This is a genomic window from Rhabdobacter roseus (genome assembly GCF_014202275.1).
Lineage (GTDB): Bacteria > Bacteroidota > Bacteroidia > Cytophagales > Spirosomataceae > Rhabdobacter > Rhabdobacter roseus.
This window is the reverse complement of sequence record NZ_JACHGF010000004.1, coordinates 39,328-63,988: the sequence shown is the minus strand read 5'-3', so window position 1 is coordinate 63,988 and position 24,661 is coordinate 39,328. Positions and strand designations below refer to the sequence as shown.

Annotated in this window: 20 protein-coding genes; 11 read left to right on the top strand and 9 right to left on the bottom strand. The window is 55.2% G+C overall.

Annotation, left to right across the window (positions count from 1 at the left end):
• Nucleotides 1-114: 114 nt before the first annotated feature.
• A complete protein-coding gene (locus HNQ92_RS14180; RefSeq protein ID WP_184174715.1) occupies nucleotides 115-1,095 on the bottom strand; it encodes a DUF6268 family outer membrane beta-barrel protein in 981 nt (326 codons plus the stop codon).
• 189 nt (nucleotides 1,096-1,284) lie between these two features.
• Between HNQ92_RS14180 and HNQ92_RS14175 the strand changes: the two genes are divergently transcribed.
• From HNQ92_RS14175 to HNQ92_RS14165, 3 genes are all read left to right on the top strand, one after another.
• Nucleotides 1,285-3,000 carry a DUF4153 domain-containing protein gene (locus HNQ92_RS14175; RefSeq protein ID WP_184174714.1) on the top strand — a complete coding sequence of 572 codons (1,716 nt, stop codon included), beginning with the start codon at nucleotides 1,285-1,287 and terminating at the stop codon, nucleotides 2,998-3,000.
• Nucleotides 3,001-3,100: 100 nt separating this feature from the next.
• Complete coding sequence (locus tag HNQ92_RS14170) at nucleotides 3,101-4,105, top strand: polysaccharide deacetylase family protein (RefSeq protein ID WP_343063001.1); 1,005 nt, start codon at nucleotides 3,101-3,103, stop codon at nucleotides 4,103-4,105.
• A gap of 93 nt (nucleotides 4,106-4,198) precedes the next feature.
• Nucleotides 4,199-5,032 carry a phosphatase PAP2 family protein gene (locus HNQ92_RS14165; RefSeq protein WP_184174713.1) on the top strand — a complete coding sequence of 278 codons (834 nt, stop codon included), beginning with the start codon at nucleotides 4,199-4,201 and terminating at the stop codon, nucleotides 5,030-5,032.
• Here HNQ92_RS14165 and HNQ92_RS14160 read toward each other — a convergent pair.
• Both HNQ92_RS14160 and lpdA read right to left on the bottom strand, forming a co-directional pair.
• Nucleotides 5,029-5,724 (bottom strand): DUF2306 domain-containing protein, encoded by a 696-nt coding sequence (locus HNQ92_RS14160; RefSeq protein WP_184174712.1) that lies wholly within the window; start codon nucleotides 5,722-5,724, stop codon nucleotides 5,029-5,031. The two genes, HNQ92_RS14165 and HNQ92_RS14160, sit on opposite strands and share 4 nt — an antisense overlap.
• A 233-nt stretch (nucleotides 5,725-5,957) precedes the next feature.
• Complete coding sequence (gene lpdA / locus HNQ92_RS14155; RefSeq protein ID WP_184174711.1) at nucleotides 5,958-7,355, bottom strand: dihydrolipoyl dehydrogenase; 1,398 nt, start codon at nucleotides 7,353-7,355, stop codon at nucleotides 5,958-5,960.
• Between the two features lie 204 nt (nucleotides 7,356-7,559).
• Here lpdA and prfB point away from each other — a divergent pair.
• The 4 genes from prfB (at nucleotide 7,560) to HNQ92_RS14135 (ending at nucleotide 11,038) form a co-directional block, all read left to right on the top strand.
• Nucleotides 7,560-8,634 (top strand): peptide chain release factor 2 gene (gene prfB / locus HNQ92_RS14150; protein ID WP_184174710.1). Its coding sequence is split into 2 segments (ribosomal slippage): nucleotides 7,560-7,619 and nucleotides 7,621-8,634, totalling 1,074 coding nucleotides; the frame shifts between segments, so codons are not numbered across the junction.
• A 78-nt stretch (nucleotides 8,635-8,712) separates the two neighbouring features.
• The gene (locus HNQ92_RS14145) at nucleotides 8,713-9,465 is read left to right on the top strand and encodes an RpnC/YadD family protein (RefSeq protein ID WP_184174709.1); all 753 of its coding nucleotides are present in this window, start codon (nucleotides 8,713-8,715) and stop codon (nucleotides 9,463-9,465) included.
• Nucleotides 9,466-9,739: 274 nt separating this feature from the next.
• Nucleotides 9,740-10,537: an alpha/beta fold hydrolase gene (locus tag HNQ92_RS14140; protein WP_184174708.1), complete on the top strand. Its 798-nt coding sequence runs from the start codon at nucleotides 9,740-9,742 to the stop codon at nucleotides 10,535-10,537.
• A 66-nt stretch (nucleotides 10,538-10,603) separates the two neighbouring features.
• Nucleotides 10,604-11,038, top strand: coding sequence for a DoxX family protein (locus tag HNQ92_RS14135; protein WP_184174707.1), 435 nt, complete (start codon nucleotides 10,604-10,606; stop codon nucleotides 11,036-11,038).
• Nucleotides 11,039-11,081: 43 nt separating this feature from the next.
• Here the strand turns inward: HNQ92_RS14135 and HNQ92_RS14130 are convergent, their stop codons facing one another.
• Nucleotides 11,082-11,777, bottom strand: coding sequence for a TVP38/TMEM64 family protein (locus HNQ92_RS14130; RefSeq protein WP_246440174.1), 696 nt, complete (start codon nucleotides 11,775-11,777; stop codon nucleotides 11,082-11,084).
• A 153-nt stretch (nucleotides 11,778-11,930) separates the two neighbouring features.
• Here HNQ92_RS14130 and HNQ92_RS14125 point away from each other — a divergent pair, with 153 nt between their 5' ends.
• Nucleotides 11,931-13,070, top strand: coding sequence for a cystathionine gamma-synthase (locus HNQ92_RS14125; RefSeq protein WP_184174706.1), 1,140 nt, complete (start codon nucleotides 11,931-11,933; stop codon nucleotides 13,068-13,070).
• A gap of 89 nt (nucleotides 13,071-13,159) precedes the next feature.
• The gene (locus tag HNQ92_RS14120; protein WP_184174705.1) at nucleotides 13,160-13,510 is read left to right on the top strand and encodes a DUF3127 domain-containing protein; all 351 of its coding nucleotides are present in this window, start codon (nucleotides 13,160-13,162) and stop codon (nucleotides 13,508-13,510) included.
• Between the two features lie 58 nt (nucleotides 13,511-13,568).
• Here the strand turns inward: HNQ92_RS14120 and HNQ92_RS14115 are convergent, their stop codons facing one another.
• Both HNQ92_RS14115 and HNQ92_RS14110 read right to left on the bottom strand, forming a co-directional pair.
• Entirely contained in the window at nucleotides 13,569-16,004 is a 2,436-nt protein-coding gene (locus HNQ92_RS14115) for a TonB-dependent receptor plug domain-containing protein (protein ID WP_184174704.1), read from the bottom strand.
• A gap of 79 nt (nucleotides 16,005-16,083) precedes the next feature.
• The gene (locus HNQ92_RS14110) at nucleotides 16,084-17,424 is read right to left on the bottom strand and encodes an APC family permease (RefSeq protein ID WP_184174703.1); all 1,341 of its coding nucleotides are present in this window, start codon (nucleotides 17,422-17,424) and stop codon (nucleotides 16,084-16,086) included.
• A 154-nt stretch (nucleotides 17,425-17,578) separates the two neighbouring features.
• On the opposite strand from HNQ92_RS14110, the gene HNQ92_RS14105 reads away from it, so the two are divergent.
• Nucleotides 17,579-18,502 (top strand): hypothetical protein, encoded by a 924-nt coding sequence (locus HNQ92_RS14105; RefSeq protein ID WP_184174702.1) that lies wholly within the window; start codon nucleotides 17,579-17,581, stop codon nucleotides 18,500-18,502.
• Between the two features lie 118 nt (nucleotides 18,503-18,620).
• Here HNQ92_RS14105 and HNQ92_RS14100 read toward each other — a convergent pair whose 3' ends face one another.
• From HNQ92_RS14100 to atpD, 3 genes are all read right to left on the bottom strand, one after another.
• On the bottom strand, nucleotides 18,621-19,799 hold the full coding sequence (locus HNQ92_RS14100) for an ATP-binding protein (RefSeq protein WP_184174701.1): 1,179 nt from the start codon (nucleotides 19,797-19,799) through the stop codon (nucleotides 18,621-18,623).
• Nucleotides 19,800-19,989: 190 nt separating this feature from the next.
• A complete protein-coding gene (gene atpC / locus HNQ92_RS14095; protein WP_184174700.1) occupies nucleotides 19,990-20,232 on the bottom strand; it encodes an ATP synthase F1 subunit epsilon in 243 nt (80 codons plus the stop codon).
• Nucleotides 20,233-20,304: 72 nt separating this feature from the next.
• A complete protein-coding gene (atpD, locus tag HNQ92_RS14090) occupies nucleotides 20,305-21,819 on the bottom strand; it encodes a F0F1 ATP synthase subunit beta (protein WP_184174699.1) in 1,515 nt (504 codons plus the stop codon).
• A gap of 171 nt (nucleotides 21,820-21,990) precedes the next feature.
• Here atpD and HNQ92_RS14085 point away from each other — a divergent pair, with 171 nt between their 5' ends.
• Nucleotides 21,991-24,654: a tetratricopeptide repeat protein gene (locus tag HNQ92_RS14085; RefSeq protein ID WP_184174698.1), complete on the top strand. Its 2,664-nt coding sequence runs from the start codon at nucleotides 21,991-21,993 to the stop codon at nucleotides 24,652-24,654.
• Nucleotides 24,655-24,661 lie beyond the last annotated feature (7 nt).

Below are 24,661 nucleotides of genomic sequence, written 5' to 3'. Positions count from 1 at the left end.
CAAAGTACCCCTTGAAAGTACCTTTGTTTTCCATTGGCTCAATAGTCCGCAAAAAAAAGGACGATTCTTGGTTTCATCCAATAACGGCAAGGTACTTTATCCCAGGCAAAGTACCTACCAGTTGATGCCCTTGTCGCCAATACCCATTTTTTTGGTAAAGCGGGAGGTAAGACTCGAGCGACTGGTAATGTAGCGCACGCTGGCTCCGACGTAGGGTGTAGGATTCGGCGAGTAGGACGTGAGGTTTTCGCGGGCCGAATTGAAGGTCCGCAGCGTGCGGAAGCCCGTCATACCGGCTTCCAGCGAGACGTTCAGTACGGTAAAAAGGTGGGCGTTGGCCGCGATACCGAGCTTGATGTGCTGGTAGTTTTGGCGGCGCAGTAGTTTTTCCTCGGCCGTCTGGAGTTGAAAACCACCGCTGTAGCCGTTCACGCCCGCCATCATGTCGAGGTTAAACCAGTTGTTGACCTTGTAATTGACATCGGCCATGAAGGGAAGCAAAGCCGTAGCCCGCCAGTGGCGGTTGAGGCGCTTGTTGACCCCCAAAATGGGAATGACCCGAAGTTTTTGATTGTAAGCGATGATGGACCCATACATGATCTGCGACTGCAGGCCAAAGACCCGCATCCGGGCGGCCCCGCCCCACAGAAAAGGCTGCGGCGTAAAAAAGGTCTCGTTGGACTCGGTGATGCCCAGCCCGCCGCCGTACACCCAGAACTTATCCTTGATACTGGCCTGCAAACGAATGGCCCCCATCGAAACGGTCTTGTAGCCGTTGTCGGGGGTATTCACGCCCGCTACCGTGGGTTGTAGCTGCGAAAACTGGCCGATCAGTACCGTGTGCACGGCCCGCAGGTCGAGCTTCTTCCGCAGGCTAAAGCCCGCCTGTACCTCACTTTGTACTGGCACCATGCCGAAGAAACTCGTGCGCGTGAGGCCAAATTCGTCGCTTCCTGACATCCGTGAAGGTACGTAGTAGTCGGCACGTAGCGTGACGTTGGGATAGAAAAGGCGGCTAAGGCCTACTTGTTGGGCTTCGGCGAGCGAAACGGTCAAGAACAAAGCCAGCGACAGGACCGGGCGGCGGTAGGTCATAAAGGGGTACGTTACGGGGTGTATTGCGACAATAACGCCTAACTTTTCGGCCTATTGTTTGGAAACGAAAAGGAGTGAAAAGAAACAAGAAATGTACTTTTCAAATCGTTGATTGGCTACCTTCGCGCACCAACACCGACCGCTATGCTTCGACTGCCTTCCGTACAAACACTTACCGATGCTCTGAGAATGATTTTTCGGCGCTTTCCGTGGGTCATTGTGGTGGCTTTGGGCAAGGTGTCAGTACTGATCATGCTAGCCGAAACCTCCCGCCAGGATACGGCCGAGCACCCCTTCCTCACCCGGCTGGCCCTGGTCTTTTTTCTGGCTTTGCCGCTTACTCTCAGCGCTCAGCTCGTTGCCGAGCGGCGTCAGTGGCAAGTACCCCTTCGACTGGCAGCACTAGGTACCTTGGCGGGCCTGCTGCTGCTGTTCTTCTTCACGCTCAGTGAAGTACCCATCCAGCGCGACTACTACCGCTTCGGGCTGTTTATGGCGGGCGCACATTTGCTGGTGTCGTTTGCGCCCTTTGTGGGTTACGACGAGCCGAATGGCTTTTGGCAATTTAACAAAGCCCTGCTGCTGCAATCGCTCACGGCTACGCTCTACGCCGGGACGCTCTACCTGGGCTTGCTGGTGGCGGTCGAAACCATCCGGTTTCTTTTTGATGTAAACTACCCCTTTGCCATTGAGCTCGACCTGTTCATTTTGATCTTTAATTTCTTTCATACCCTGGTTTTTCTCAGCGGGCTACCGCCGCGGCTGGATACCCTCGAGCAGCAGACGGGCCACAACAAAGGGCTTAAAGTATTTACGCAGTACGTGCTGCTGCCGCTGGAGGTGGTGTACCTGCTCATTCTGTACGTGTATAGCGGCAAGATCCTCGTCAACTGGCAGCTTCCGCAGGGCGGCGTAGCCTACCTGGTGCTGGCCTTTTCGGTGGCGGGTATTCTGGCGCTGCTGCTGATCTACCCCCTGCGCGACGCGCCCGGCGAGCGCTGGATACGACTTTTTTCGCGGCGATTTCACCTGGCTCTGCTGCCGCTGATCGTGCTGTTTTTTGTGGGTATTTTTCGGAGAATCCACGACTACGGCATCACCGAAAACCGCTACCTGGTAGCTACGCTGGCCTTCTGGCTGCTGGGCATTACGCTGTATTTCTTGATCAGCCAACGCGACGACATCCGCTGGATTCCGCTCACGCTCTGTATCATCAGCGTAGGGATAGCCGTGGGTCCGTGGAGCGTTTTTTCGGTATCCCGGCGCAACCAGGCGCAGCGCTTTGAAACGCTATTGTCTAAGCATCAGCTCCTCAATGATCAGCAGAAGCTCACCGGCTCGGCCAAAGTACCCTCTCAAGACTACGAGCAGCTACTTTCCATTGTCAGGTACTTTGGCAAGCGGGGCGAAAGCGAAATCTTGCGGCCATATTTTGATCAGTTGCCCACCGGCGACCGCGCTATAACCAGCGCCATGGAGCAAAAGCTCGTAAGGGCCATGAAGGTACAAACCCTACCCAGCGCCCTAAGCCAAAATTTCCATTTTTCGTCCGCTCTGGAACGGGACGAGCTATATACACTTGATATTAAGGACTTCACGTCGCTGTGGCGCTTTCGCTGGTACAACGAGCAGCGCCTCGAGCGCGACAACTGGAGCGTGACCACTACCGAAAAAGGCCGCCGGATCAACGTCTTCGACGGCAATAAGCTCGTGGTAAGCTGGGACCTGGCCGCCCGGCTCTCGGAACTCCAAAAAACCTACGGAAGTACCTCTTACCAGGTAGAACCAACGGCCCTGTACTTCGACCACCGCCAACCACCCTACGCGCTGCGCCTGGTTTTGCAGAGTGCCAGCAAAAACGGTGATATCTATACCGGTGAAGGATTTTTCCTGAGTAAGCGGTAGCCCGATTTACCAGGTAAACCGTAGTACCTTAGCGCGGTAAAATGATAAGAAATTGTATCACTTTGAAGTTCTATTTGTATTATTAATCCATTCCTTTTTTATGATGAATCGTATGTTGGGGGTACTTACTCTGTTTGCCTTGCTGTCCCCGGCCTGGGCCCAAACCCCGGCGAGGACCTTTGCCGAGCAGCTAGGCTACCCCAAGGACAAAAAGGTAGTGATCATGCACATCGACGACGTGGGGATGTCCTACGAGTCGAACCTGGGTACCATCAAAGCCCTTACCGAGGGCGTAGCTACTTCGTTTAGTATCATGATGCCCTGCGGCTGGGTACCGGGCTTTGTGCACTACATGAAGCAAAATCCCGGCCTGGACGCCGGCCTGCACCTGACGCTCACCTCCGAGTGGAAAGATTACCGCTGGGGCCCGCTGGCCGGAAAACCCGCCGTAAAAAGCCTAGTAGACGCCGAGGGAGCCCTGTGGCCCAGCGTAAAAGATGTAGTAAAAAATGGGACTCCCGACGACGTGGAGCGCGAGATCCGGGCTCAGATTGACCGCGCCCGCACCATGGGCTTTGAACCTACCCACCTGGACTCGCACATGGGTACTTTGTTTGCCACCCCCGCTTTCATCGAGCGCTACGTGAAGGTAGGAATGCAGGAGAAAATTCCGGTGATGTTTCCCGGTGGACATAACACCGCCATCCAGGTTGATGAAAAAATGTCGCCGGAAATGCTGGACATGACCCGCAAAATTGGCCAGCAGCTGTGGGCCTCGGGTCTGCCCGTACTCGATGACCTGCACAACGCCAGCTACGGCTGGAAAGGCCCAACTAAGAAAAATTACTCTAAAAAAGACTTGCAACGCTACAAAACAGAACTATACATTGAAGGGCTCAAAAACCTGAAACCGGGCCTGACGATGGTGATCATGCACTGCACCCAGCCTACGGAGGTATTTCCGCATATCTCCGACTCGGGCCCCACGCGGGAGGGCGACCTGCTGGCGATGATCGATCCGGAGCTGCGCAAGTACATCGAGAAGGAAGGGATTATCCTCACGACCTGGCGCGAAGCCCTGGAGCGCCGCCAGAAAATCAAGTAGCTTCATATAACCTGGAAAACGCGTCAGATCCACCCTCTTTAGGTGGGGTCTGGCGCGTTTAAGCCTAAGTACCTCCCACCCTTTTTTAGCCCTATGACAGCTTCCACCCAACGCCGCCTCACCGCCGGGGTACTTTTACTGCTGGGTACTTTTTGGCTTTGGATGGACGGCGGCAAGTACGACATCTGGGTCACGAGCCAATTCTACGACGCCACCGCTCCGTTGGGAAGCCGCTTTCCGGTAGCTCAGCAGGAGCCCTGGCATTTTTTTAACGTCTACAATCCGTACTTTACCCGCTTGCTGGTGGGCTTGCTGGCCCTGATGCTGCTCGTGGGGCTCGTCCGCAAAGGCTACCGGTTCATGGCTTACTACGCGCTCTTTGGTTTTCTGACGGTCTATTCCGGCGCGGGGGTACTGGTCAACAGCCTGTTCAAGGGCCGTTGGGGGCGCCCCCGCCCCCGGCTCACTACCCTCTGGCCCGATACCGACCAGCCCTTGGGTCATTTTGCCAAAGTCTGGGACCCCGTCTTTCTCACCCAGCCCGAACTCATCGGCAAGGGCGTTGCGTTCCCGTCGGGGCACGTGTCCATTATAGCCGCCTACCTGGTACTTTACTATATTTTCCGAAACGAAGACCTCTGGGCCGTCAAGCTGGGAAAGTACCCCCGCCAGGCGCGCCCCACCGTCCGCTTCATCAAGTGGGGAAGCCTGACCTTTGCGCTGCTGATTGGCATTCTGACGGGCATCGGCCGGATCGTGGCGGGTGCCCACCACGCCAGTGATGTACTTTGGGCCTTTGGCATGGTGTGGTTATGGACCCTGCTGTTATACTACGGATTCCGCGTCCCGCAGATGGAACAGAAAGTACTGGCTAATGCGCAAAATGCTACCGTAGAAGCATCCACGCCGGACTCGCCTACTGCCTAGCTTTGTTTCGCTACTTTCATTTTCAGGAGGTAATGCCGGACCGTTCGGCCGATCACCATCCCGCCTACTACGCCCGGCCCGATCCAGGCCGCCAGGCTCAGCCAAAAGGCGTAGGGACTGGCCCCAAAGCGTGCATTAACCACCACAAAGGCCGTAAAGGCAGCGATGTACGCCCCGCCCATGCGCGTGATATGGTGGTAGAACCAGCTCTGAACGGGGTACTTGGAGCGCTCTGGCTGTAGGTACCTCCGCCAGTCGTAACGAGCCTGCGTGAAAAGAAAAACGCCGAACACAAAATACAGAACGGTGGGTACGCTTAAAGTACCTTTCAGTACCTGATACAGGCCCAGCCCCAGCATTCCGACCGAGGCCGCCAGCGCCAGCGCTGCCGCTACGTAGTCGGTACGTTCAGAGGGTACCTTCAGTCGCTTGCGCAGGATCTCCCGTCGCCCCGAAAAGGTAGAATAAAAACTAAATATGGCGATGAAGAGCAAAAACAGCGCACTACCCTTGAAGGCCACCAGCCAAAAAGCCGACGCGCACACTACCGCCATGGCGTAGTAAAAAACGAGTCCGGTGAGTATGTGCAGGCGGCCGCCCTTTTTGGCCAGCATGGGTACTACCCCCACGGTGAGGGCCGTGAAGCCGGCTACAATGTGAATGATCAGGAAGAGGTTGTTCAGCGTGTTCATGGAAAGTACCTGGTTTGCGTTCGGACTGGGACGACATAAACCTACGCGCTCTGCCAAGTACCTTCCAAACGGCAGGGGCAGCGGTCCTGGTTTTGGGGTGAATAGCAAACCCAGGGGGTAGTTGGGGCCAATGACAAAGGTGAAACAGGTACTTTGGACTCGAAAAAACGCACAAACGCCCCCGCAGCTTGGCGTTGCGGGGGCGTTTGGCACTAGGTACTTTGGTGCGTCTTTTAGAGGTCGATGGCCTCCCCGTAGGCTGCTTCGGTGGCACCTTTTACTGCCTCCGACATGGTCGGGTGCGGGTGGATCGAGCGCAGGATTTCGTGGGCGGTGGTTTCGAGCTTGCGGGCTGCCACTACCTCCGCGATCATTTCGGTCACGTTGGCTCCAATCATGTGGGCTCCCAGCCATTCGCCGTACTTAGCGTCAAAGATCACTTTCACAAAGCCATCCCGTACGCCAGCCGCCGTGGCTTTGCCCGAGGCCATAAACGGAAACTTACCTACTTTGATCTCCAGACCGGCCTCGCGGGCTTGCTTTTCGGTCATACCCACCGAGGCGATCTCCGGCTGGCAGTAGGTACAGCCCGGAATGTTGCCGTAGTCAATGGCTTCGGTTTTGTGACCCGCTATTTTCTCCGCACAAACAATTCCCTCCGCCGTAGCCACGTGCGCTAGCGCCGGGCCAGGGGTGCAGTCACCGATGGCATAAAAACCGGGTACGCCCGTTTCGTACCATTCGTTCACGACGATCTTACCTTTCTCTACCTGAATACCTACCTCTTCCAGGCCGATGTTCTCTACGTTGGCTACAATACCCGCCGCCGAAAGTACCACGTCGACCTCAAAGGATTTTTGTCCGTCGGGCGTCTTCACGCTTACTTTACAGCCTTTTCCGCTCGTATCTACCGCCTCAACGGCCGAGTTGGTGTAAATATCAATACCGATCTTTTTGTACTGCTTGGCAATCTCTTTGGATACGTCTTCGTCTTCGACGGGTACTACTCTTGGCAAAAACTCCACGATGGTCACCTTGGTACCCATACTGGCGTAGACATAGGCAAACTCCATCCCGATCGCCCCCGAGCCAATCACCAGCATGGTTTCGGGCTGCTTTTCCAGGCTCATGGCCTTGCGGTACTCGATGATCTTCTTGCCGTCGATCTTGATATTGGGTAGTTCACGGGCGCGGGCTCCGGTGGCAATAATCACCCCTTTACCGGCCGTATAGTCGGTTTTCTTGCCGTCCTTATCCGTTACTTCTACGGTTTTGTCCTTTTTTACTTTACCCGTTCCCATGATGACGTCGATCTTGTTCTTCTTCATCAGGAACGACACGCCCTTGCTCATGCTGTCGGCTACACCCCGGCTCCGTTTGATCACCGCGCCAAAATCCGCTTCGTAATCGCCCACCGTAATACCGTAGTCTTTAGCGTGCTTGATATATTCAAAAACCTGGGCGCTTTTCAAGAGGGCTTTGGTAGGGATGCAACCCCAGTTCAGGCATATTCCTCCCAGACTTTCTTTTTCTACAACTGCTACTTTTAATCCCAGCTGGGAAGCACGGATGGCGGCCGGATAGCCACCAGGGCCACTCCCAAGTACGATTACATCATATGTTTGAGCCATTTTTTAGTGGTTTATAGGTAAAAATGGTTTTACAGAAAAAACGTTGCAAAGTTAAGACGATTTGCGGGAATGCCTACACCTAAGCCGGGCGGTCTAACGCACAAATCAGGGGGGTTAGGGCACAAATCCGGCGTCCCAGCTAAATTGTTGCTATCTTTGTTGCCATTGAAAATCATTTGATTCACCAAAAAGTTCGCATCCTGTATGACACTCGAACAATTGAAAGACTTGAAGGCCAGAGTTGAGGCCTTGGGGAGGTACCTTTGACTACGGTAACCGAAAAAAACAACTAAACGACCTCGAGCAGCAAACCGCCCAGCCCGAGTTCTGGACCGACTCGGCCCGGGCCGAGCAGGTAATGAAGGAAATCCGCGGGCTAAAATTCTGGACCAACGGCTATGAGGAACTAGCGCGCCTGCGCGACGACCTGGACACCATCTGGGAGTTTTACGAAGCCGACGAAGCCACCGAAGAAGAAGTAGACGAAGAAGGCCGTAAACTCACGGCCAAACTGGAAGAAATTGAGTTCCGGAAAATGATGGGCGAAGAAGGTGATGAGCTACCCGCCGTCATCGAGATCAACGCCGGCGCGGGGGGGACCGAGTCGCAAGACTGGGCCTCGATGCTCATGCGCATGTACATCATGTGGGCCGAGAAAAACGGCTACAAAGTGCGGGAGGTTGACATCCAGGATGGCGATGTAGCCGGGGTAAAATCCGTGACCCTCGAAATCGACGGAGAGTACGCCTACGGCAACCTGAAATCCGAAAACGGCGTACACCGGCTGGTTCGGATTTCGCCCTTCGACTCCAACGCCCGTCGGCATACGTCCTTTACGTCGGTCTACGTGTACCCTCTGGCCAACGACGACATCGAGATCGACGTGAACCCCGCCGATATTACCTGGGACACTTACCGCTCGGGTGGTGCCGGAGGGCAAAACGTAAACAAGGTAGAAACGGCCGTACGACTGCACCACAAGCCCTCGGGGATCGTCATTGCCTGCCAGCAGGAGCGTTCCCAGCTCATGAACAAGGAGGTCGCGATCCGGCTCCTGAAGTCGCGGCTGTACCAGATCGAGCTCGAAAAACGCAACGCCGCCCGCGCCGAAGTGGAAGCCTCCAAGCGCAAAATCGAGTGGGGCTCGCAGATCCGCAGCTACGTCCTGGACGACCGCCGCGTGAAGGACCACCGTACCGACTACCAAACGTCTAACACGGACGCTGTCCTCAACGGCGAGATCAATGATTTCATCAAAGCGTACCTGATGGAATCCTAAGGTACCTACGCCGAGCGCCAGGAGCTATTTTTCTCTTTTGAAGAATAGTCTCCTGGTGTTTGTATTTATACAATCCCGATGCGCAAGAAAAACGACATACTGCTGAAAAGCGCCTTTGAGGAAGCTTTCCCGGACCTACTTCGCTTCTTTTTTCCCAATGCCGATTCGCTTTTTGATATGGATCGGGGATTTGAGTTTATGGATAAAGAATTGAGTGAGCTTTTCCCGGAGCTGGAAAAACAGGGCGGAAGCCGGTTTGTGGACATGCTGGCGAAAGTATACTCGCAGGACGGCCACGAAGAGTGGGTACTTATTCACATCGAGATTCAGGCCAAAACGGACCCTCTTTTTGCGCAGCGTATGTTCACCTACTTCGACCGTATCTTTGATCGTTATCAGGTACCTGTTACGGCTTTGGCGGTATTTACGGGCCCGGCACGCCCACCCGAAGACAGTACTTTCCGCTACCATTTTTTTGGCACCGAGATTCACTACCGCTACAATACCTACCACATTCTGGATCACAGCCAGGAAGAGTTGCTGGCCATCCATAATCCCTTTGCCTTGATCGTACTAGCTGCCCAAAAGGCCTTACTGATGGATAAAATTCCTGAGGAGGAGCTGGGCGAGCAGCGCCTGACCATTGCCCGGGCGCTAATCCATAGCGGACGCTACGACAGCGAGCAGATACGTCGCTTTCTGTTCTTTTTAAAGACCTTTGTGTACCTTGAAAACCCCGAAATAAATCGTAAATTTGATCAGGAAATGGATCGGTTAACCGGAAATGATCAAGCTATGGGAATCATTGAAACCATCAAGATGCTGGAATGAAAGGAGGGCTTCGACTACGGGATTGAAAAGGGGCGTGAAGAAGGGGCAGAACAAAAGAGCTATGAGTTTGTAACGCGGCTCCTACTTGCAAACCAATTCACTATGTCTGAAATAGCCCATTTGGCAGGGGTCACCGAAGACTACGTCAGGAAGGTACAGCAACAGCAATCTATCTAAGGCTAAAACGGATACGCCTACCTCGCTAACTACCCCCTCTTAGGTACCCACTTCTAACCTCATATTCGGCGCTCGGTAGCGGCATTCAAGACTCACCATGTACCTGTATTGCCACCGCTTTGGGCACGGCCCGCGCACCTTACTGGCTTTTCACGGCATTGGTCAGGACGGAGCCAGCGGCTATGCGTCTTTTGCCGAGTGTTTGGGCGACTACTATACCCTCTACGCCTTCGACCTCCCCTTTCACGGCCAGAGCGGAGGGATGGGCCCTGAGGGTACCTTCTCCAACCGAAACGTGCTTAACAAGGTACTTTGGCAGAAGTACCTACAGGACTTTCTGCGTCAGCACCACATCCAGCGCTTTGATGTGGTGGGCTTCAGCCTGGGCGGGCGCCTGGCGCTGGCTACCCTGGAAGCCTTCCCCCACCTGATCGACCGCGCTTACCTGATTGCCCCCGATGGCGTTCGGGAGCACGTTCTGTACAGCCTCGCTACCCGCTTCGCCCCCACGCGTCTGCTCTTCCGGGCCATTATCAAGTACCCTAGTCCGCTGCTGGGTACCGCGGAGGTCCTTCAGAAAGCAGGGGTACTTCCGGGTAGTTTGCTTCGCTTTACGCGGCACATGCTCGCCACGCCCGAACGGCGTCTGCTCATTTATCGGTCCTGGCTGACGTTTCGTGGCTTGCGGTTTGCTATTCCCTCTCTGATCCAGCGGCTTCGGCCGCACGGCGTTGCCCTTTTTCTTTTTACCGGCCAATACGACCGTATGCTACGCACCCAAGACCTGGCCGTACTGGCCCGGCAGCTTCCCGAAGCACAAAGCGTAACGCTGCCAAGCGGGCATACGCATTTGGTAGAGAAAGTAGCCGAGTACCTGGCAGGTACCTTGAAATAATAAAATTAATTCTTGATTCTTTTCTAATTAAGGCGTAACTTTCTTCAAATCAAACCGTTGAGAGTTATGAACATTGTACAACGCATCGAACATTGGGGGGATACGCATCATCCCGCCTGGATGGACCTGGTTCGGATCGGACTGGGCGTCTTGCTCTTCGTCAAAGGGATTAGCTTTATTAGTGACACCACGCGCTTATCGGAGCTCATGAATGGCCTGCACTTCGATCTGTGGTCGGTGATGGCGGTACATATCGTGGCCTTTGCGCACTTATTTGGGGGTTTTCTTATTGCGCTAGGTACCCTCACGCGCCTGGCTTGTCTGATCCAGATCCCCATATTGATCGTGGCGGTGTTCTTTATCAATCTGCGGCAGGGCTTTTCCTACCTCAACTCCGAGCTATGGTTGTCGGTATTGGTACTTGGGCTGGTGATTACCTTTGCCATCGTGGGCTCCGGCCGATTGTCGATGGACGAGTGGGCCAAAAACCACGATCGCTAGCCAGGTAGGTACTTATCTCTTGCTTCAAAAATAGTACGTTCCGCTACGATTCGGCGGAGGTACTTTTTTCTTTGTCTCTAAAAAACCAACCAATCCCGACCGTTGAAACGAGTAGCAGGACCAGCAGAAGTACCTGGGCTCCCACCCCTTCGTTGGGGTTCTCCAACAGGTACCTGATTTCACGCGCCTGCGTTCCGGCCCAAACCGCCATGAGCGTACGAGGCACCATGCCCATGGCTCCTCCGAGTAGTATTTTACGAAAACTGGCTCCCGCCAGCGAGAAAAGCAAGTTCACAACCGCAAAGGGAAGTACCGGGGAGAGCTTGGCAAAAAAGATCAGCCGAAGCTGGTTGCCTCTGAAGCGCAGCAGCAGCCGCTGCACCTTGGGATAAGCCGCCTGAAGGTACTCCAGCAACCCGGCGGGCTGTATCCAGCGCGCCAGGCCGTACACCAGCGCAATGGCTCCCATGTTGAGGGAAAAAAGCAAGGGTAGTGAAGTCCAGCCAATGAAGTACCCAAAAACCAGCGCCAGAAAAGTAGGAGGTACTATTCCCAGCCCCGAGCCTAAGGTAAGAACCACCGTCAGCCAGGTCCAGTCGGACATGGCCCAGCCCGCCAGTATTGGCTCGTGCGTAATGGCCCAACCCGCCATGAGCGAGCTCGTGAGCACGGGCAGCAACGTCATGGAGGTACTTAAAAGTACCGGAAGTGGATATTTTCGAAGAAGTAAGCTGGACAAGGGTATTTTGATTATTTTGCTAGCAGGAAAAATACGGCCATCGTACTCACCTACGTTTTAAACAATTTCCCGGATGAAAAGAGTTTAGTAAGGAGACGTAATAATCGTGCCTTTTCGTATTTTTTTTAGCCATTATTCCTAATTCCCGTATTCATGCGTTTCGGAACCAAAGCCATACACGCCGGCGTAGAACCCGACCCCACCACCGGCGCCATCATGACGCCCATTTACCAGACTTCCACCTACGTGCAGGAAAGCCCCGGCAAGCACAAGGGCTACGAATACTCGCGTACCCACAATCCTACGCGCACGGCGTTGCAAAAAGCCCTGGCGGCGCTCGAAAACGGCAAACACGGTATTTGCTACGCCTCGGGCCTGGCCGCCACCGACGCCGTACTAAAGCTCTTTCGACCCGGCGACGAAATCATAGCTACCAACGATCTCTACGGGGGTACTTACCGTATCATGAAACGGATCTTTGAGCCCTTTGGACTGGTGTTTCGGTTTGTGGATATGAGCCAGGCCGGTACCGTGGAGGCGGCAATCACCGACCAAACCCGGATGATCTGGATTGAAACACCCACGAATCCTCTGCTGAAGATCATCGACGTAGCGGCTGTTGCGGCACTGGCGCGCGCGCGCGGGATCATGAGCGTGGTGGACAATACCTTTGCGTCGCCCTACCTCCAAACGCCCCTGGACCTGGGGGCTGACGTGGTCATGCACTCCGTGACCAAGTACCTGGGCGGCCACTCCGACACCGTGATGGGCGCGCTGGTGCTGAACGACGACGAGCTGGCGCAGCAGCTGGCTTTTATCCAGAACGCCAGCGGGGCGGTACCGGGGCCGCAAGATTGTTTTTTGGTACTTCGGGGGCTTAAAACGCTGCACCTGCGCATGCAGCGCCACTGCGAAAATGCCGTACGGGTAGCTCATTGGCTGCACGAACACCCCAAAGTAGGGCGCGTGTACTACCCCGGCCTTCCTTCCCACCCCGGCCACGAGCTGGCCGCCCGCCAAATGCGGGCCTTTGGCGGGATGGTTTCTTTCGAGCTTCGGGGAGACGTATACGAAGAAGCCGTGCGGGTCATGGAAAATCTCCAGGTTTTCTCCCTGGGGGAGTCCCTGGGCGGAGTGGAGTCGCTTTGTACGCACCCGGCCAGCATGACCCACGCCAGCATTCCGGCCGCCGAACGCGCCCAGGCGGGCCTGAAAGACACACTCATTCGCCTCAGCGTGGGCGTAGAAGATGTCGAGGATTTGATCGAAGATCTGGCGCAGGCGATTGGCTAGGTACTTTTGGTGAACCGCCCGAAAAGTCGTACTTTTGACTACCTATTGTAATACCTTTTATTCGCGAATATTCAAAACCATCCAGCAGCATGGAATTAACCGGAGCAGTGATTTCACTATTACCCGAAGTGTCGGGACAAGGAAAAAACGGTACGTGGCGCAAGCAGGAATTCGTCCTGGAAATTCCGGCCCAGTACCCGCGCAAAGTATGCATTACGATGTGGGGTGATAAAATTGATCAGTTCAATCTGAAGGTAGGCGACTCCGTGACGGCCTCCATCGATATAGAAAGCCGGGAGTACAACGGCCGCTGGTACACCGAAGTAAAGGCCTGGAAAGTAGAAAAAGCCGGAAGTACCCCGGCAGGAGCCTCCAGTGAGCCCAACTTCCCGCCGGTGACGACCTTCTCAGAAGAGGATTCGGACGACCTGCCTTTTTAAGGAAATATACTTACAGCAGCGCGTCGATTTCTTTTGAAGAATCGGCGCGCTGCTCTTTTTACCGTACTTCGTACTTCACTTCCGCCGAGCCCGGCAAGCCCGACCACGTCAGCCCTTCTACCCGCACCCCTACCTGGGTACTGGCATCGGTATTGAAGTAGCTTACCCGCGCTTTGCCTTGCTTGTCGGTTTTTACCATTGGTGCCCAGTGCAGCGTGGAGCGGTAGTCGGGGCGCACGTTCTCGGGACGGGACACATCGTAGCGGGGGGCGTAAAATTCCCGCTCCGGACTATAGCCCGCCATCTTCACCAAACGGACCCCCTCGGCTTCATCCTGCGCCCAGTCGTAGCGGTCGTTGCCGCGTTTGGTAAGGACGGAAATCACGCCGCCTCCGGCCCGACTTCCGTAAATGGCCGCCGAAGCGCCTTTTAGCACATCAATGCTTTCTACGTCGTACACCGATACGTTGTACATCATATTTTTGTCGGTGGGTATTCCATCCAGTAAAAACAACGGTTCCACCACCCCACTGAAATTGGCCGACCCTCGAATCTGTACCGTCACGTTCATGCCCGAGCCCGTTATGTTTACCCCCGCCACGCGGCCCTGAATGAGATCGAAGACCGTCATGGCCCCCGACACCATGGCCAGGGTAGGCTTGATGGTCGCGTCGGCCTGGCCGTAGAGCTTACGGCTGTCGCGCTCCTGCGTTCGGCGGGCTTTGATCACCACTTCTTTCAGGAGCCGCTCCCGACTCTCCCGGATCTGCCGCTCAATCTCCTGGTACTCTTTGGCGCGTTTCAGGTAGGCTTCCAGCTCAGCGGCTTCAAACGAGATCGGGTTGAAAGGTACCTTGGTTACCGTCACGCGGGGCGTCGAGAAGGGGTCGATCTGAAGGCTCAGATTTCGGTTTCCCTTTTGATTCACCGCCTGTACCAGTACCCGGGTCGTATCTTGAAAATCCAGATCATACACCCGGAAAGCACCCGTTTCGGTTGTTTCGGTGGTCAGGAAGCTTTGGGAGCTATCCCGGCCCATCACCATCAGTGTGAGGTTGACTACGCCGGGCGATTTTTTGTTGGGACGAAGTACCTGTCCAGTAATTGTAAACCCTTGCTCCACAAAGCGCGTGGGCGGCGGCAGGTTTTCCTGAAGTACCTCTTCCCAACGGAACCGCCGCCAACCCTGAGTCATTAGCAGCAGATCCAGGTTCACGCTGGCGTTGCGGTTGGTTGGATCAAAGTACGCCCCCGGCTGCTCCACGTAGCCCGCCAGGTCCGAAGTCAGCAGCAGGTACGACACCAGCGTACCGCCGTTGGGACGCTCGGCCGTCTGGTGCAGGTCGGTGGCCGACAGCGAGAGTGTGGTCTCCACGGGCAGGCCCGCCGTGTCGGTTACGGTGATTTCCAGCTCCGTGCGCTCCCGGGTTTGGTAGATGGCCTTGTTGGGCTTAAGCTCGATCGTGAGCCGACGGCCGTGGTCAATAAAAACCAGCCGCTCGCAGACGGGCCGGTTCTTGTCGTCAAAAAGCGTGAGGTGGGTGATCCCCTCCAAAAGATCCTTACGGGGAATGCTCATCGTAAACCCCTGCTGGCTGGGCTTGCTCTTGGCTACCGCCGCTACCGCGCCCCGCGTATGCGCCACCAGCGTCATTTCGCCCCCGGAAGGGGCCTGGTTCTGAAATACAAAGACCCGGATATTGGCTTTGTTGGTGACGTTATCGACCATCATCACGTAGCCCTCGGGCTTGATGGCAGGGAGGGCATATCGGGCGTAGGTACCTCCCACGGGTCGGGCCATGACTGTGTAGCGCTGCCCGGCCTGCGGCTTGAGGGCAAAGTACCCCATCCCCAGGTGCAGGCTCTGAAAGCCCGCCACGGTATCGCGGGTAGATTCGTTGAGGATAAATCCTTCCACCTCAGCGCCCAGCCCGGAAGCGCCTACGGCTTTGAAAGCCACCCGGTTGTTAAGGCCCGCCACGAGTTCGCCTCCTTCGGGAAAAAACTGCAGGTCCAGCGCGGTCGCGGCGGGAGGCGGAGAGGTACCTGGCTGGTCAGTACGGAAAAGCTGGATGTCTTTTTGAAAGAAGAATTCCTCCGGAAAATTGCGCATCCAGTTGGTGTAGGCCCGGATCGTGTACCCTCCGCTGCGCAGTGTATCGGCCAGCGTAATGTCGCCCCGGCCAGCGCCTTCTTCCATGCGCAGCTGCCGCAGGGCCACCACCTGCCCACTTTGCTTCTCTACCAGGTCTATGTAAAGTACCTTGCTGATACTATCCACGGCGTGCAGGGTACCTTCGGCCAGGTAGGCCCGGAACCAGAGCGTATCCCCGGCGGTGTAGGTTACTTTGTCCAGGTGCAGGTAGGCTTTCTCGGCCGGATACAACTGCTGATAGGCCAGTAGGCGCTCCTGTACGGTTTTGGAAAAATCATCCGTTAGCCAGGTAAAGCCAAACAGACATAGCAGAAAGAAAAGGCGGGGGAGTCGAAACATAGGTGGGTGGATTTACGGGTTGGGTGAATAGTATACATTAACGAAAAAGGCCTGAGCAAATATACCTAAAACAGCCGTTTTATCCTTGATTCCAACGCTTTACGAGGCGATAAAGCGGGTAGCTTAGAAGCAGGAATAGCAACGCGTACTGGCTACTGGGCAAATCCTGCACCACAGCACCTACCAGGAAAGCCAGGGAGACCACCAGCATCAAAATGGGCAAAAAAGGGTAGGCAGGTACTTTCCAGGGGCGCGGCAGCTGCGGCTCCTTACGGCGGAGGGTAAGCAGCGAAGCAAAACCCGACGTATAGCCCAGCACAAAAAAGAAAGTGGCGATGTCCGAAAGCTTCTCGCAGGTATCCTTGCCCGTCAGGATGAGCAGCGCGGCCAGCGCCGCCGTCAATAGCATGGCCAGCGACGGAGTTCCGCCCCGGTTCACGCGGGTACCTGCTTGGAGGAAAAGGCCGTCGCGGCTCATGGAATAAAGTACCCTGGGATTGAACAACAGCTGGGCGTTGACGATCCCCAGGATGGAGACCATCAAAAAAAGCGTCACGATCTTGCCCGAGCCTTCCCCAAAAATAAGCCGAATGGCATCGGCCGCCGCCAGCTTCGAGTTGGCCAGCTGATCCATAGGCAGGATGTACAGTATGGCCAGGTTGCAAAGCAGGTAAATGACAATAATCAGTACCACGCCCCCAATCATGGAGCGGGGTAGGTTGCGGGTAGGGTCGCGGTCTTCTTCGGCAAAGTAGGCGGCGGTGTGCCAGCCGTCGTAGGTATAAAAAACGGCCTGCAGGGAAAAGATGAGCGGCCCCAGCCAACTACCCGTTTCAGCAATGCGGCTGGTGGTAGCCAGCGTTTGCTCGGGGGTAATCTCCTGGCCGTAGAGGTAGCATACCGCCACAAAAATAAACAACCCCACCGCTTTAAAAAAACTCATTACGTTCTGAAAGCTACTGGCCAGGGCCAGTCCCAGCCAGTGGACCATTCCCAGCAGCAGCAGGATGCTCACCGCCACGTAGGGCTCCCACCCACCGAGCCGCGGTAGGAGCAGCGCCAGGTACTCGCTCATGGTATACACCCCAAAGCCCAGCGCCGCACAAGTACCCAGCCAACTGTTGATCCCCACCACAAAGCCCGCATACCCGCCAAATGCCCGCTGGGCGTATACATACCAGGCTCCGGCCTTGGGTACCGAAGTACCCAGCTCGATGGTGCAAAGGGTACCTAAGAACGCATACAGGCTCACCACTACCCACACGCCCATGATCAGCCAGGCATCGCCCAGCTGCGCGGCAATGGGCCCGGGCTTGCGCAGGATACCAGTGCCGATGGTCCCACCGATGGTGACGGCAATGCCAAAGCCAACACCCAGGATTTTGAGGAGTTCACGGCGGGGAGGAGAAGCTGCTTGCATACACGAGAAAAACGAGGACGGGGTACATCTTTCGAAAATACCGAAAGTTTTGGTTCGTAGTCGGCTAACCCTGGTTTTTTTTAGAAAGAAACCTTAATTTGTTTCTGGGAGTTGGGTAATGTACCTACTTAATCACCTGATCCCGAAAGAAACCATGAAAAAAGTACCTTTCGCCACGCTCTTGCTGGGTACCCTGGCCATTACCGCCTGCCAGCTCAACGGCAGCAATGATCAGGGTAGGTTGGCCGCCTCCGCCTCCTTCCGCGACTACTGGTACCAGGGCCAGGCCGAGCTCAGCCGCTACAGCTTACAGCAGGTGCAGTATGGGGCGGCCAACCCCGGAGAGGCCGTGTTGATTTTCGTGACTGAAGATTTCCGAACCGACACGCAGGTGAAGCTGGAGTCTGACGAGCGCGACCAGGCCACGTCGGTGCTGAAGCTCAACGCCCTCCGTCGCTTCGTGACGGGGATCTACGACTACTCGCTCTATAGTTCGGTATTTACGCCCGTTGATACGGACCAGTTTGAGCACAGCCTCAAAGTGACCTTCTCGGCGCAGGACTGGTGCGGCCAAACCTATACCCAGCTCAACCTCCGTGACAACGGCTACCAGGTACTTGGCCATTCCTATTTCGAAAAAAACGCGGAGGAAGATTATACTACCGAAGAAGCCTGGCTCGAAGATGAGCTCTGGACCCGGCTCCGGATCAACCCCGACCAACTACCCCTCGGCGAAGTACCCATGATTCCCTCGGCCGCCGCGGCCCGCCTGGCCGGACAAAAACTCGAGCCCCAACCCGCCGTAGGTACCTTGTCTGCCTACGAGGGAAAGGCCTTTTCGGGAAAAAATCTCCGCCAATATGCGCTCAAGTACCCCCAGGCCCAGCGCGAGCTGCGGCTGGTTTTTGAAAGTACCTTTCCGTACGCCATCGTGGGCTGGGAGGAAACTTATCCCTCGCGCGGCAAGGTACTTACCACCCGCGCCACCCGCACCGAAACCCTGCGCTCCGACTACTGGACCCACAACGCCCCCACCGACACAACACTACGGCAGAAGCTGGGCGTGGGTAGATACTAAATCTCCATTTGCCTTTGATAAGTATAAAAACACCTTATCAATAACCCATGATTCAGTCCTTGAGAACTTCAATAGTACTGGCGGACCAACGAGCTTTAGCGACGGGAAGATGTCAATGTCAAACTTTACTACTACTTAGCTTAGGGATTTGGTTTATTAGGAAATCATCTAAGCTACAGACCCATAGATTACTATTTCTCGGATAGCTCTCCCCTTCTGGAATAATCACATACTGAAAATCAGCCTCAATATCAGAAACCGTTTCATGGAAGCCTCTCGAAATAGCAGGACTTGTAGAGAGCTTAATTTCAATGCATACTTTTTTACCTTCCGGGCTGATCAAAACCAAATCGGCTTCTGCTCCCTTGTGCGTACGATAGTAATAGTACTCCCATTCCTTATGGGTAACCCGCTTTATCTGTTCAATTACGTAGCCTTCCCAGGAAGCACCACTACTAGGGTGACCTAGTAGCTGATCATAGGAATTAATAGCAGCAAGGCTGTGTAATACACCCGAGTCTCGCACATAAAGCTTTGGCGATTTCACAAGTCGTTTTGATACATTAGCGAAATAAGGCTGGAGGCGGGTCACTACAAAACTGCCTTCCAATAAATCCAGATAGCGATTAACTGTTGGTTGTGTAACGCCTAGTGAACGGGCCAAATCACTACTATTGAGCACATTGCCACTAACAACTGACAGCATAGTTAGTAAATGCCGGAAAATTTGAGGTGAAACCTGGTAACCTAATTCCCGTAGATCTCGTTGGAGGTAGGTGTCTACGAAAGCCGAAAGCCACCTTTGGGTCTGGCTTTGCTTAGGAGCCATTAAAGCTTGGGGAAAACCTCCTTTTAGCCAATGATCCTGCCAAGAAATGAGTCCAAGAATTTCGGTTCGGGAAAAGGGCATAAGTTCCAGATAGGAGATGCGCCCGGCTAAGCTTTCCGAACTATTTCTAATAATTTCTGGCGAAGCCGATCCCAAGAGAATAAAGCGGGCCGGCTGTCGGTCCATATCAACCAAAGCCCTCAGCAAAGCAAATAATTGGGGCATTCGCTGAACTTCGTCAATGATAATGCATTTGTTCTGATGAAATTTTAAATAGGCTTCTGCATCTGATAGCCGTCTAAAATCAGACGGAAGCTCTAAATCCAAATAAAGGGTTTCTTTGCCAATCAATGACTGTAACTGCTTGGCGAGGGTTGTTTTGCCAACTTGACGTGGGCCAATAATACCAACGATAGGAAAAAATTGTAAGTCCTCTAGAATACGATTTGTAGTAGCTCTATCAATCATATGAAACTTATTAAGGTAGAAAATTAAAAATTAAAATTAATAATTTCTACCTTAACAAGCAATATATAGTAATCATTGACTTTTGAACTACCGGGAAGTACAAGAAAAAGAACGGTACCCGTTTACACCTAAAAAGCGGAGCCTCTTTACAAGAAGCTCCGCTTTTTTAGGGATTGCCTTATCTTTTTGCTTACAAGATCGCTTCGGCCAGTACAAGTACTTTGTTCTTAAGTACCTCCACCACGCCCCCGTCAATCGTATAGGTTTGTTTCGTGGTACCTGAATCCACTACCACCTCGCCGCGTCCGAGCGTGCTGACGAGCGGAGCGTGGTTGTTCAATACCTGGAATTGCCCCTCCGTACCCGGCAGTGTCACGGCCGTTACCTCACCGCCAAACACCTTCTTATCGGGAGTGATTATTTCTAGATTCATGTTGGTCATTTTTGGTCCATGACCGCTAAGTGCCGGTTGGTACAAGCGCCTAGCGGCCGTTCACTGACTAGACTATCGAGCCGCTTCGGCCAGCATTTTTTCCCCTTTGGCTTGCGCATCTTCGATGGTACCTACCAGGTTGAAAGCGCCTTCGGGCAGGTGATCGTACTCGCCGTCCATGATCAGGTTAAACCCTTTGATGGTATCGTTGATGTCGACCAGTACGCCTTTCAGGCCCGTAAATTGCTCGGCTACGAAGAAGGGTTGCGAAAGAAAACGCTCCACCCGGCGGGCGCGCGATACGATCAGCTTATCGTCTTCGGAAAGTTCTTCCAGACCCAAGATGGCAATAATATCTTGCAATTCTTTGTAGCGCTGCAGAATATTTTTTACCCGCTGTGCACAGTTGTAGTGGGCATCGCCCAGGGTTTCGGCCGAAAGAATACGCGACGAAGAATCCAGGGGATCCACGGCCGGGTAGATTCCCTTTTCGGATACCTTACGGCTTAGTACCGTGGTGGCGTCCAAGTGAGCGAAAGTCGTGGCCGGAGCGGGGTCGGTCAAGTCATCGGCCGGTACGTATACGGCCTGTACCGACGTAATGGAACCGCGCTTGGTGGATGTAATCCGCTCCTGCATGGCTCCCATCTCCGTAGCCAGCGTAGGCTGGTACCCTACGGCCGAAGGCATCCGTCCCAGTAGGGCCGATACTTCCGAACCCGCCTGGGTAAACCGGAAAATATTATCAATGAAGAACAGGATATCACGCCCCTGGCCCTCGCCGTCGCCATCGCGGAAGTACTCCGCCATGGTAAGCCCCGAAAGGGCTACGCGGGCGCGGGCTCCGGGAGGTTCGTTCATCTGACCAAACACAAAGGTAGCCTGCGAGTTTTTCAGTTGCTCGTAGTCTACTTTATCCAGGTCCCAGCCGCCTTCTTCCATGCTATGCTTGAAGTCGTCGCCGTACTTGATGATACCCGCCTCGATCATCTCGCGTAGCAGGTCATTTCCTTCGCGGGTACGCTCACCTACTCCGGCAAACACCGAAAGGCCCGCGTATGCTTTGGCAATGTTGTTGATAAGTTCCTGGATCAGTACCGTTTTACCTACTCCGGCACCACCGAACAAGCCGATTTTACCTCCCTTTACGTAAGGTGCCAGCAGGTCGATGACCTTGATTCCCGTAAACAGGATCTCGGTACCCGTCGCCAGGTCTTCAAACTTAGGAGCCGACCGGTGGATGGACATCCCGTTGGTTTTGTCCAGCGGAGCCAGTCCGTCAATGACATCGCCAACTACGTTGAAAAGACGGCCTTTAATTCCTTCGCCAATGGGCATCATGATGGGCGAGCCATACGATTTTACTTCCATGCCTCGTTGTAGACCTTCAGTACCGTCCATTGCAATGGTACGTACGCGGTCTTCGCCCAGGTGTTGTTGACATTCCAGGATTACTTTCTGACCGTTCGGTTTTACGACTTCCAACGCATCCAGGATCGCCGGAATACGCTCGCTGTCTTCAAACGATACGTCAACTACCGGACCAATTACCTGCGTAATTTTTCCTATGTTTGTCGCGTTTGCCATGTAATATTATGTGATTATCGTCAAGTGGTTATTTTCAAGACCGCAAAATTAGAAGATAATTTGGTCAGTACCAAGTAGCCCCGGCTTCATTTATTGGATATTTTTTAGAAATCTCCCCCTTTTTCACGAACAGCGTATAGAAATTTTCAGAAAAGGAAATTTCACGACCCTATGAAGGAACTATTTTTTTGGCAAACCTGGACGCGCCCCGAGCGGCGCCTGGCCGTAGGTACTTTGGGGCTACTCGTCCTATCCTTGTTTTTTTTAGTACGCTACATTCTGGACCCCCTCGGCAACACCATCCGCTGGGACGTGCTGAGCGAGCTTTCGGACCTCCCGGCGGTGGTCGATACGCTCCCGCTGGGCAGCTGGCAGTTTGGCGTACGGGTACCTACGTACCTTATTACGGAGCAATTTGTAGCCTCCACCATGGAGATAGACCGCCTGGCGGTTTGCGCCCTGCTGGGGCTGGGCTTGCTGGGGCTCTCGCTGGCGCTGGCGGCGGCAAGTACCCTGCCGCGCTTCTGGTACCTGGGCAGCATGGTCCTTTTCATCCTGCTGCTAGCCGCCGCCCGGCTCGAAACCCTGGGCGTGCTGGGCGAGGGAAGCCGGGCGCTGTTTGTGATTTGTACGCTGGGCTACGGCGGGGTCAGCTACTACCTCCACGCTTTTCGCCCCGACCTAAGTACCCCTCCCCGCTTTGGTGCGTTGGCGGGGGTGTCGGTTGGGCTGGTGCTACTGGTGGCTTTCACGGCCAGCGCCCCGCAGCCTCTGCTCACCGCTGCTGCGTACAGCCTGCCGCTCTGGCTACTGCTCACGGTGGTGTTTCTGCTGATGTCGGCCACCGAAATCATGGCGGGCCTGGTGTGGCTAAGTACCAGCCGAAAAGTCGGGATGGGCCGCTCTTCGCTGGCTCCTTTTCTGCTCATAAGTACCTTGTACCTGCTGAGCCTGCTGCTGCTTTTGCTGCGCAATACCCGGCAGATTGACTGGGACCTTACGCTGATCAGCCCCGTGGTATGGGGCACGGCGGCAGGCCTGCTGGGGCTGTGGGGCTTCCGGGCCCGGGCCGAGTCGACGGAGGGCCTGCTGCCGTTTCGGTCTACGGGCTTCTGGCTGTACGCGGGGCTGGGGGTGATCGCGGCGGCTTTTACGGGCTACGCGGCGGGTACCGCCAACGACCCGCTCCTGGAAGTACTGGAAGACGTGGTGGTCAATGGCCAGCTGGCCATGAGTACGGTATTCCTGTTTTATGTGGTCGCCAATTTTCTGCCCCTCTTTCACCAGGGGCTGGCCGTACATAAGGTACTTTACAAGCCTCGGAGTTTTGGCCTTACGCAAACCCGGCTTTTTGGCTTTGTGGGGGTAGTGGTCCTTTTTTCAACGCAAAATCTGCTGCCGGTCTACCAGGGCGTGGCCGGGTACTTCAACGGCCTGGGCGACCTGCACACCGCCACCAGCCAGTATACCCTGGCCGAACAGTACTACAAAATGGGCCTACAGCAGGAGTTTCAAAACCATAAGTCCAACTACGCCCTGGCTTCGCTGGCCCTCCGGCAGGGCGACGCCACGGCGGCAGCTTACTATTTCCGGCAGGCTACCCTCAAGAACCCCTCCCCCCAGGCCTACGTGGGGCTGAGTGGGGTACTTGTGCAGGAAAATCTTTTCTTCGACGCGGTCTTCAGCCTCCGGGAGGGCCTCCGTACCTTTCCCCAAAGCGGCGAGCTGCTCAACAACCTGGGCATCCTCTACGCCCGCACCAACGTGGCCGACTCGGCACACTACTACCTCACCCAGGCCGAGCACACCACCCGCCGGGATGACGTACCGGCTACCAACCTGCTGGCCATCTGGGCCAAAAATACGGAAGCACCCCTGCTTGATTCCCTGACCCGCTCCCTCAGTCCCCGCAAGTACCTCTCGTGGCAAGCCAACTGGCTGGCGGTCCAGAATTTGACGCAGCAATTTCATCCGCATACTTTTGAATCTAATTCCATCCGGCCCGACTCCCTGCTCAGTACCTCCGGGCTGGCCTACGTGGTCAACTACGCCCTCAACCAGGGCCAACACGACGCCCGTCCCGCCCAGTGGCTCCCTAAGCTGGGAGCCTATAACCCCCTGCTGGCCGACGAGCTGCTCCTGGCCTCGCTCTATCCGGAGTTTTACAGCGGCGACAAGCGCCGGGCGCTCGAGATGCTGCTACCGCTGGCCGAGTCGGAGGGCGAGAAGCAACCGCTGTACCGCAAGATCCTGGGCCACTGGTACCTGCAGCTGGGCTTGCACGAGCAGGCCATCGAGACGTTCTCTCTGGTCAATGACCCCGAAGGCCTGTTGGGCCAGGCGGTAGCCCAGCAGCTGGCGGGTCAGGAGTCGGTAGCGGCCATTTTGCTCGAGCGGCTCCAGCAGGAGGCCCCCGACCTGGCCGTGCAGGCGCTGCGTCCGGCCTTTTTTGCCAGCCAACGCCCGCCCGCACCCGCCGACTCCCTGCTTACCCAAGCGCAGGCTTCGCCCAGTCCCCAGGCCTACGAGCGAGCCCTGCGGGCCAACCCGTTTGCGCCGCGCGTAGTGGCGGCGGCTTCGGACTACTACCTTCAGCAAAAACAGCCCGACCGGGCCTATCAGGTGGTGCTGGATGCCCTTCGTTTCAACGACCGCTCAGCCCCGCTCTGGGGGCTGTACGCCCTGATGAGCCTGGAGCAAGGGCTGCTGGCACAAGCGCAGGAAGCCGCCGACCAGGTAAAAGAACGAGCCTCCGATGCCGACTATCAGGCATTTTTGAACCGCTATCAGCCCAGGCGGGCATTCATCGAAAAACAACGGGCTGATTTTCAATGATTGTTTA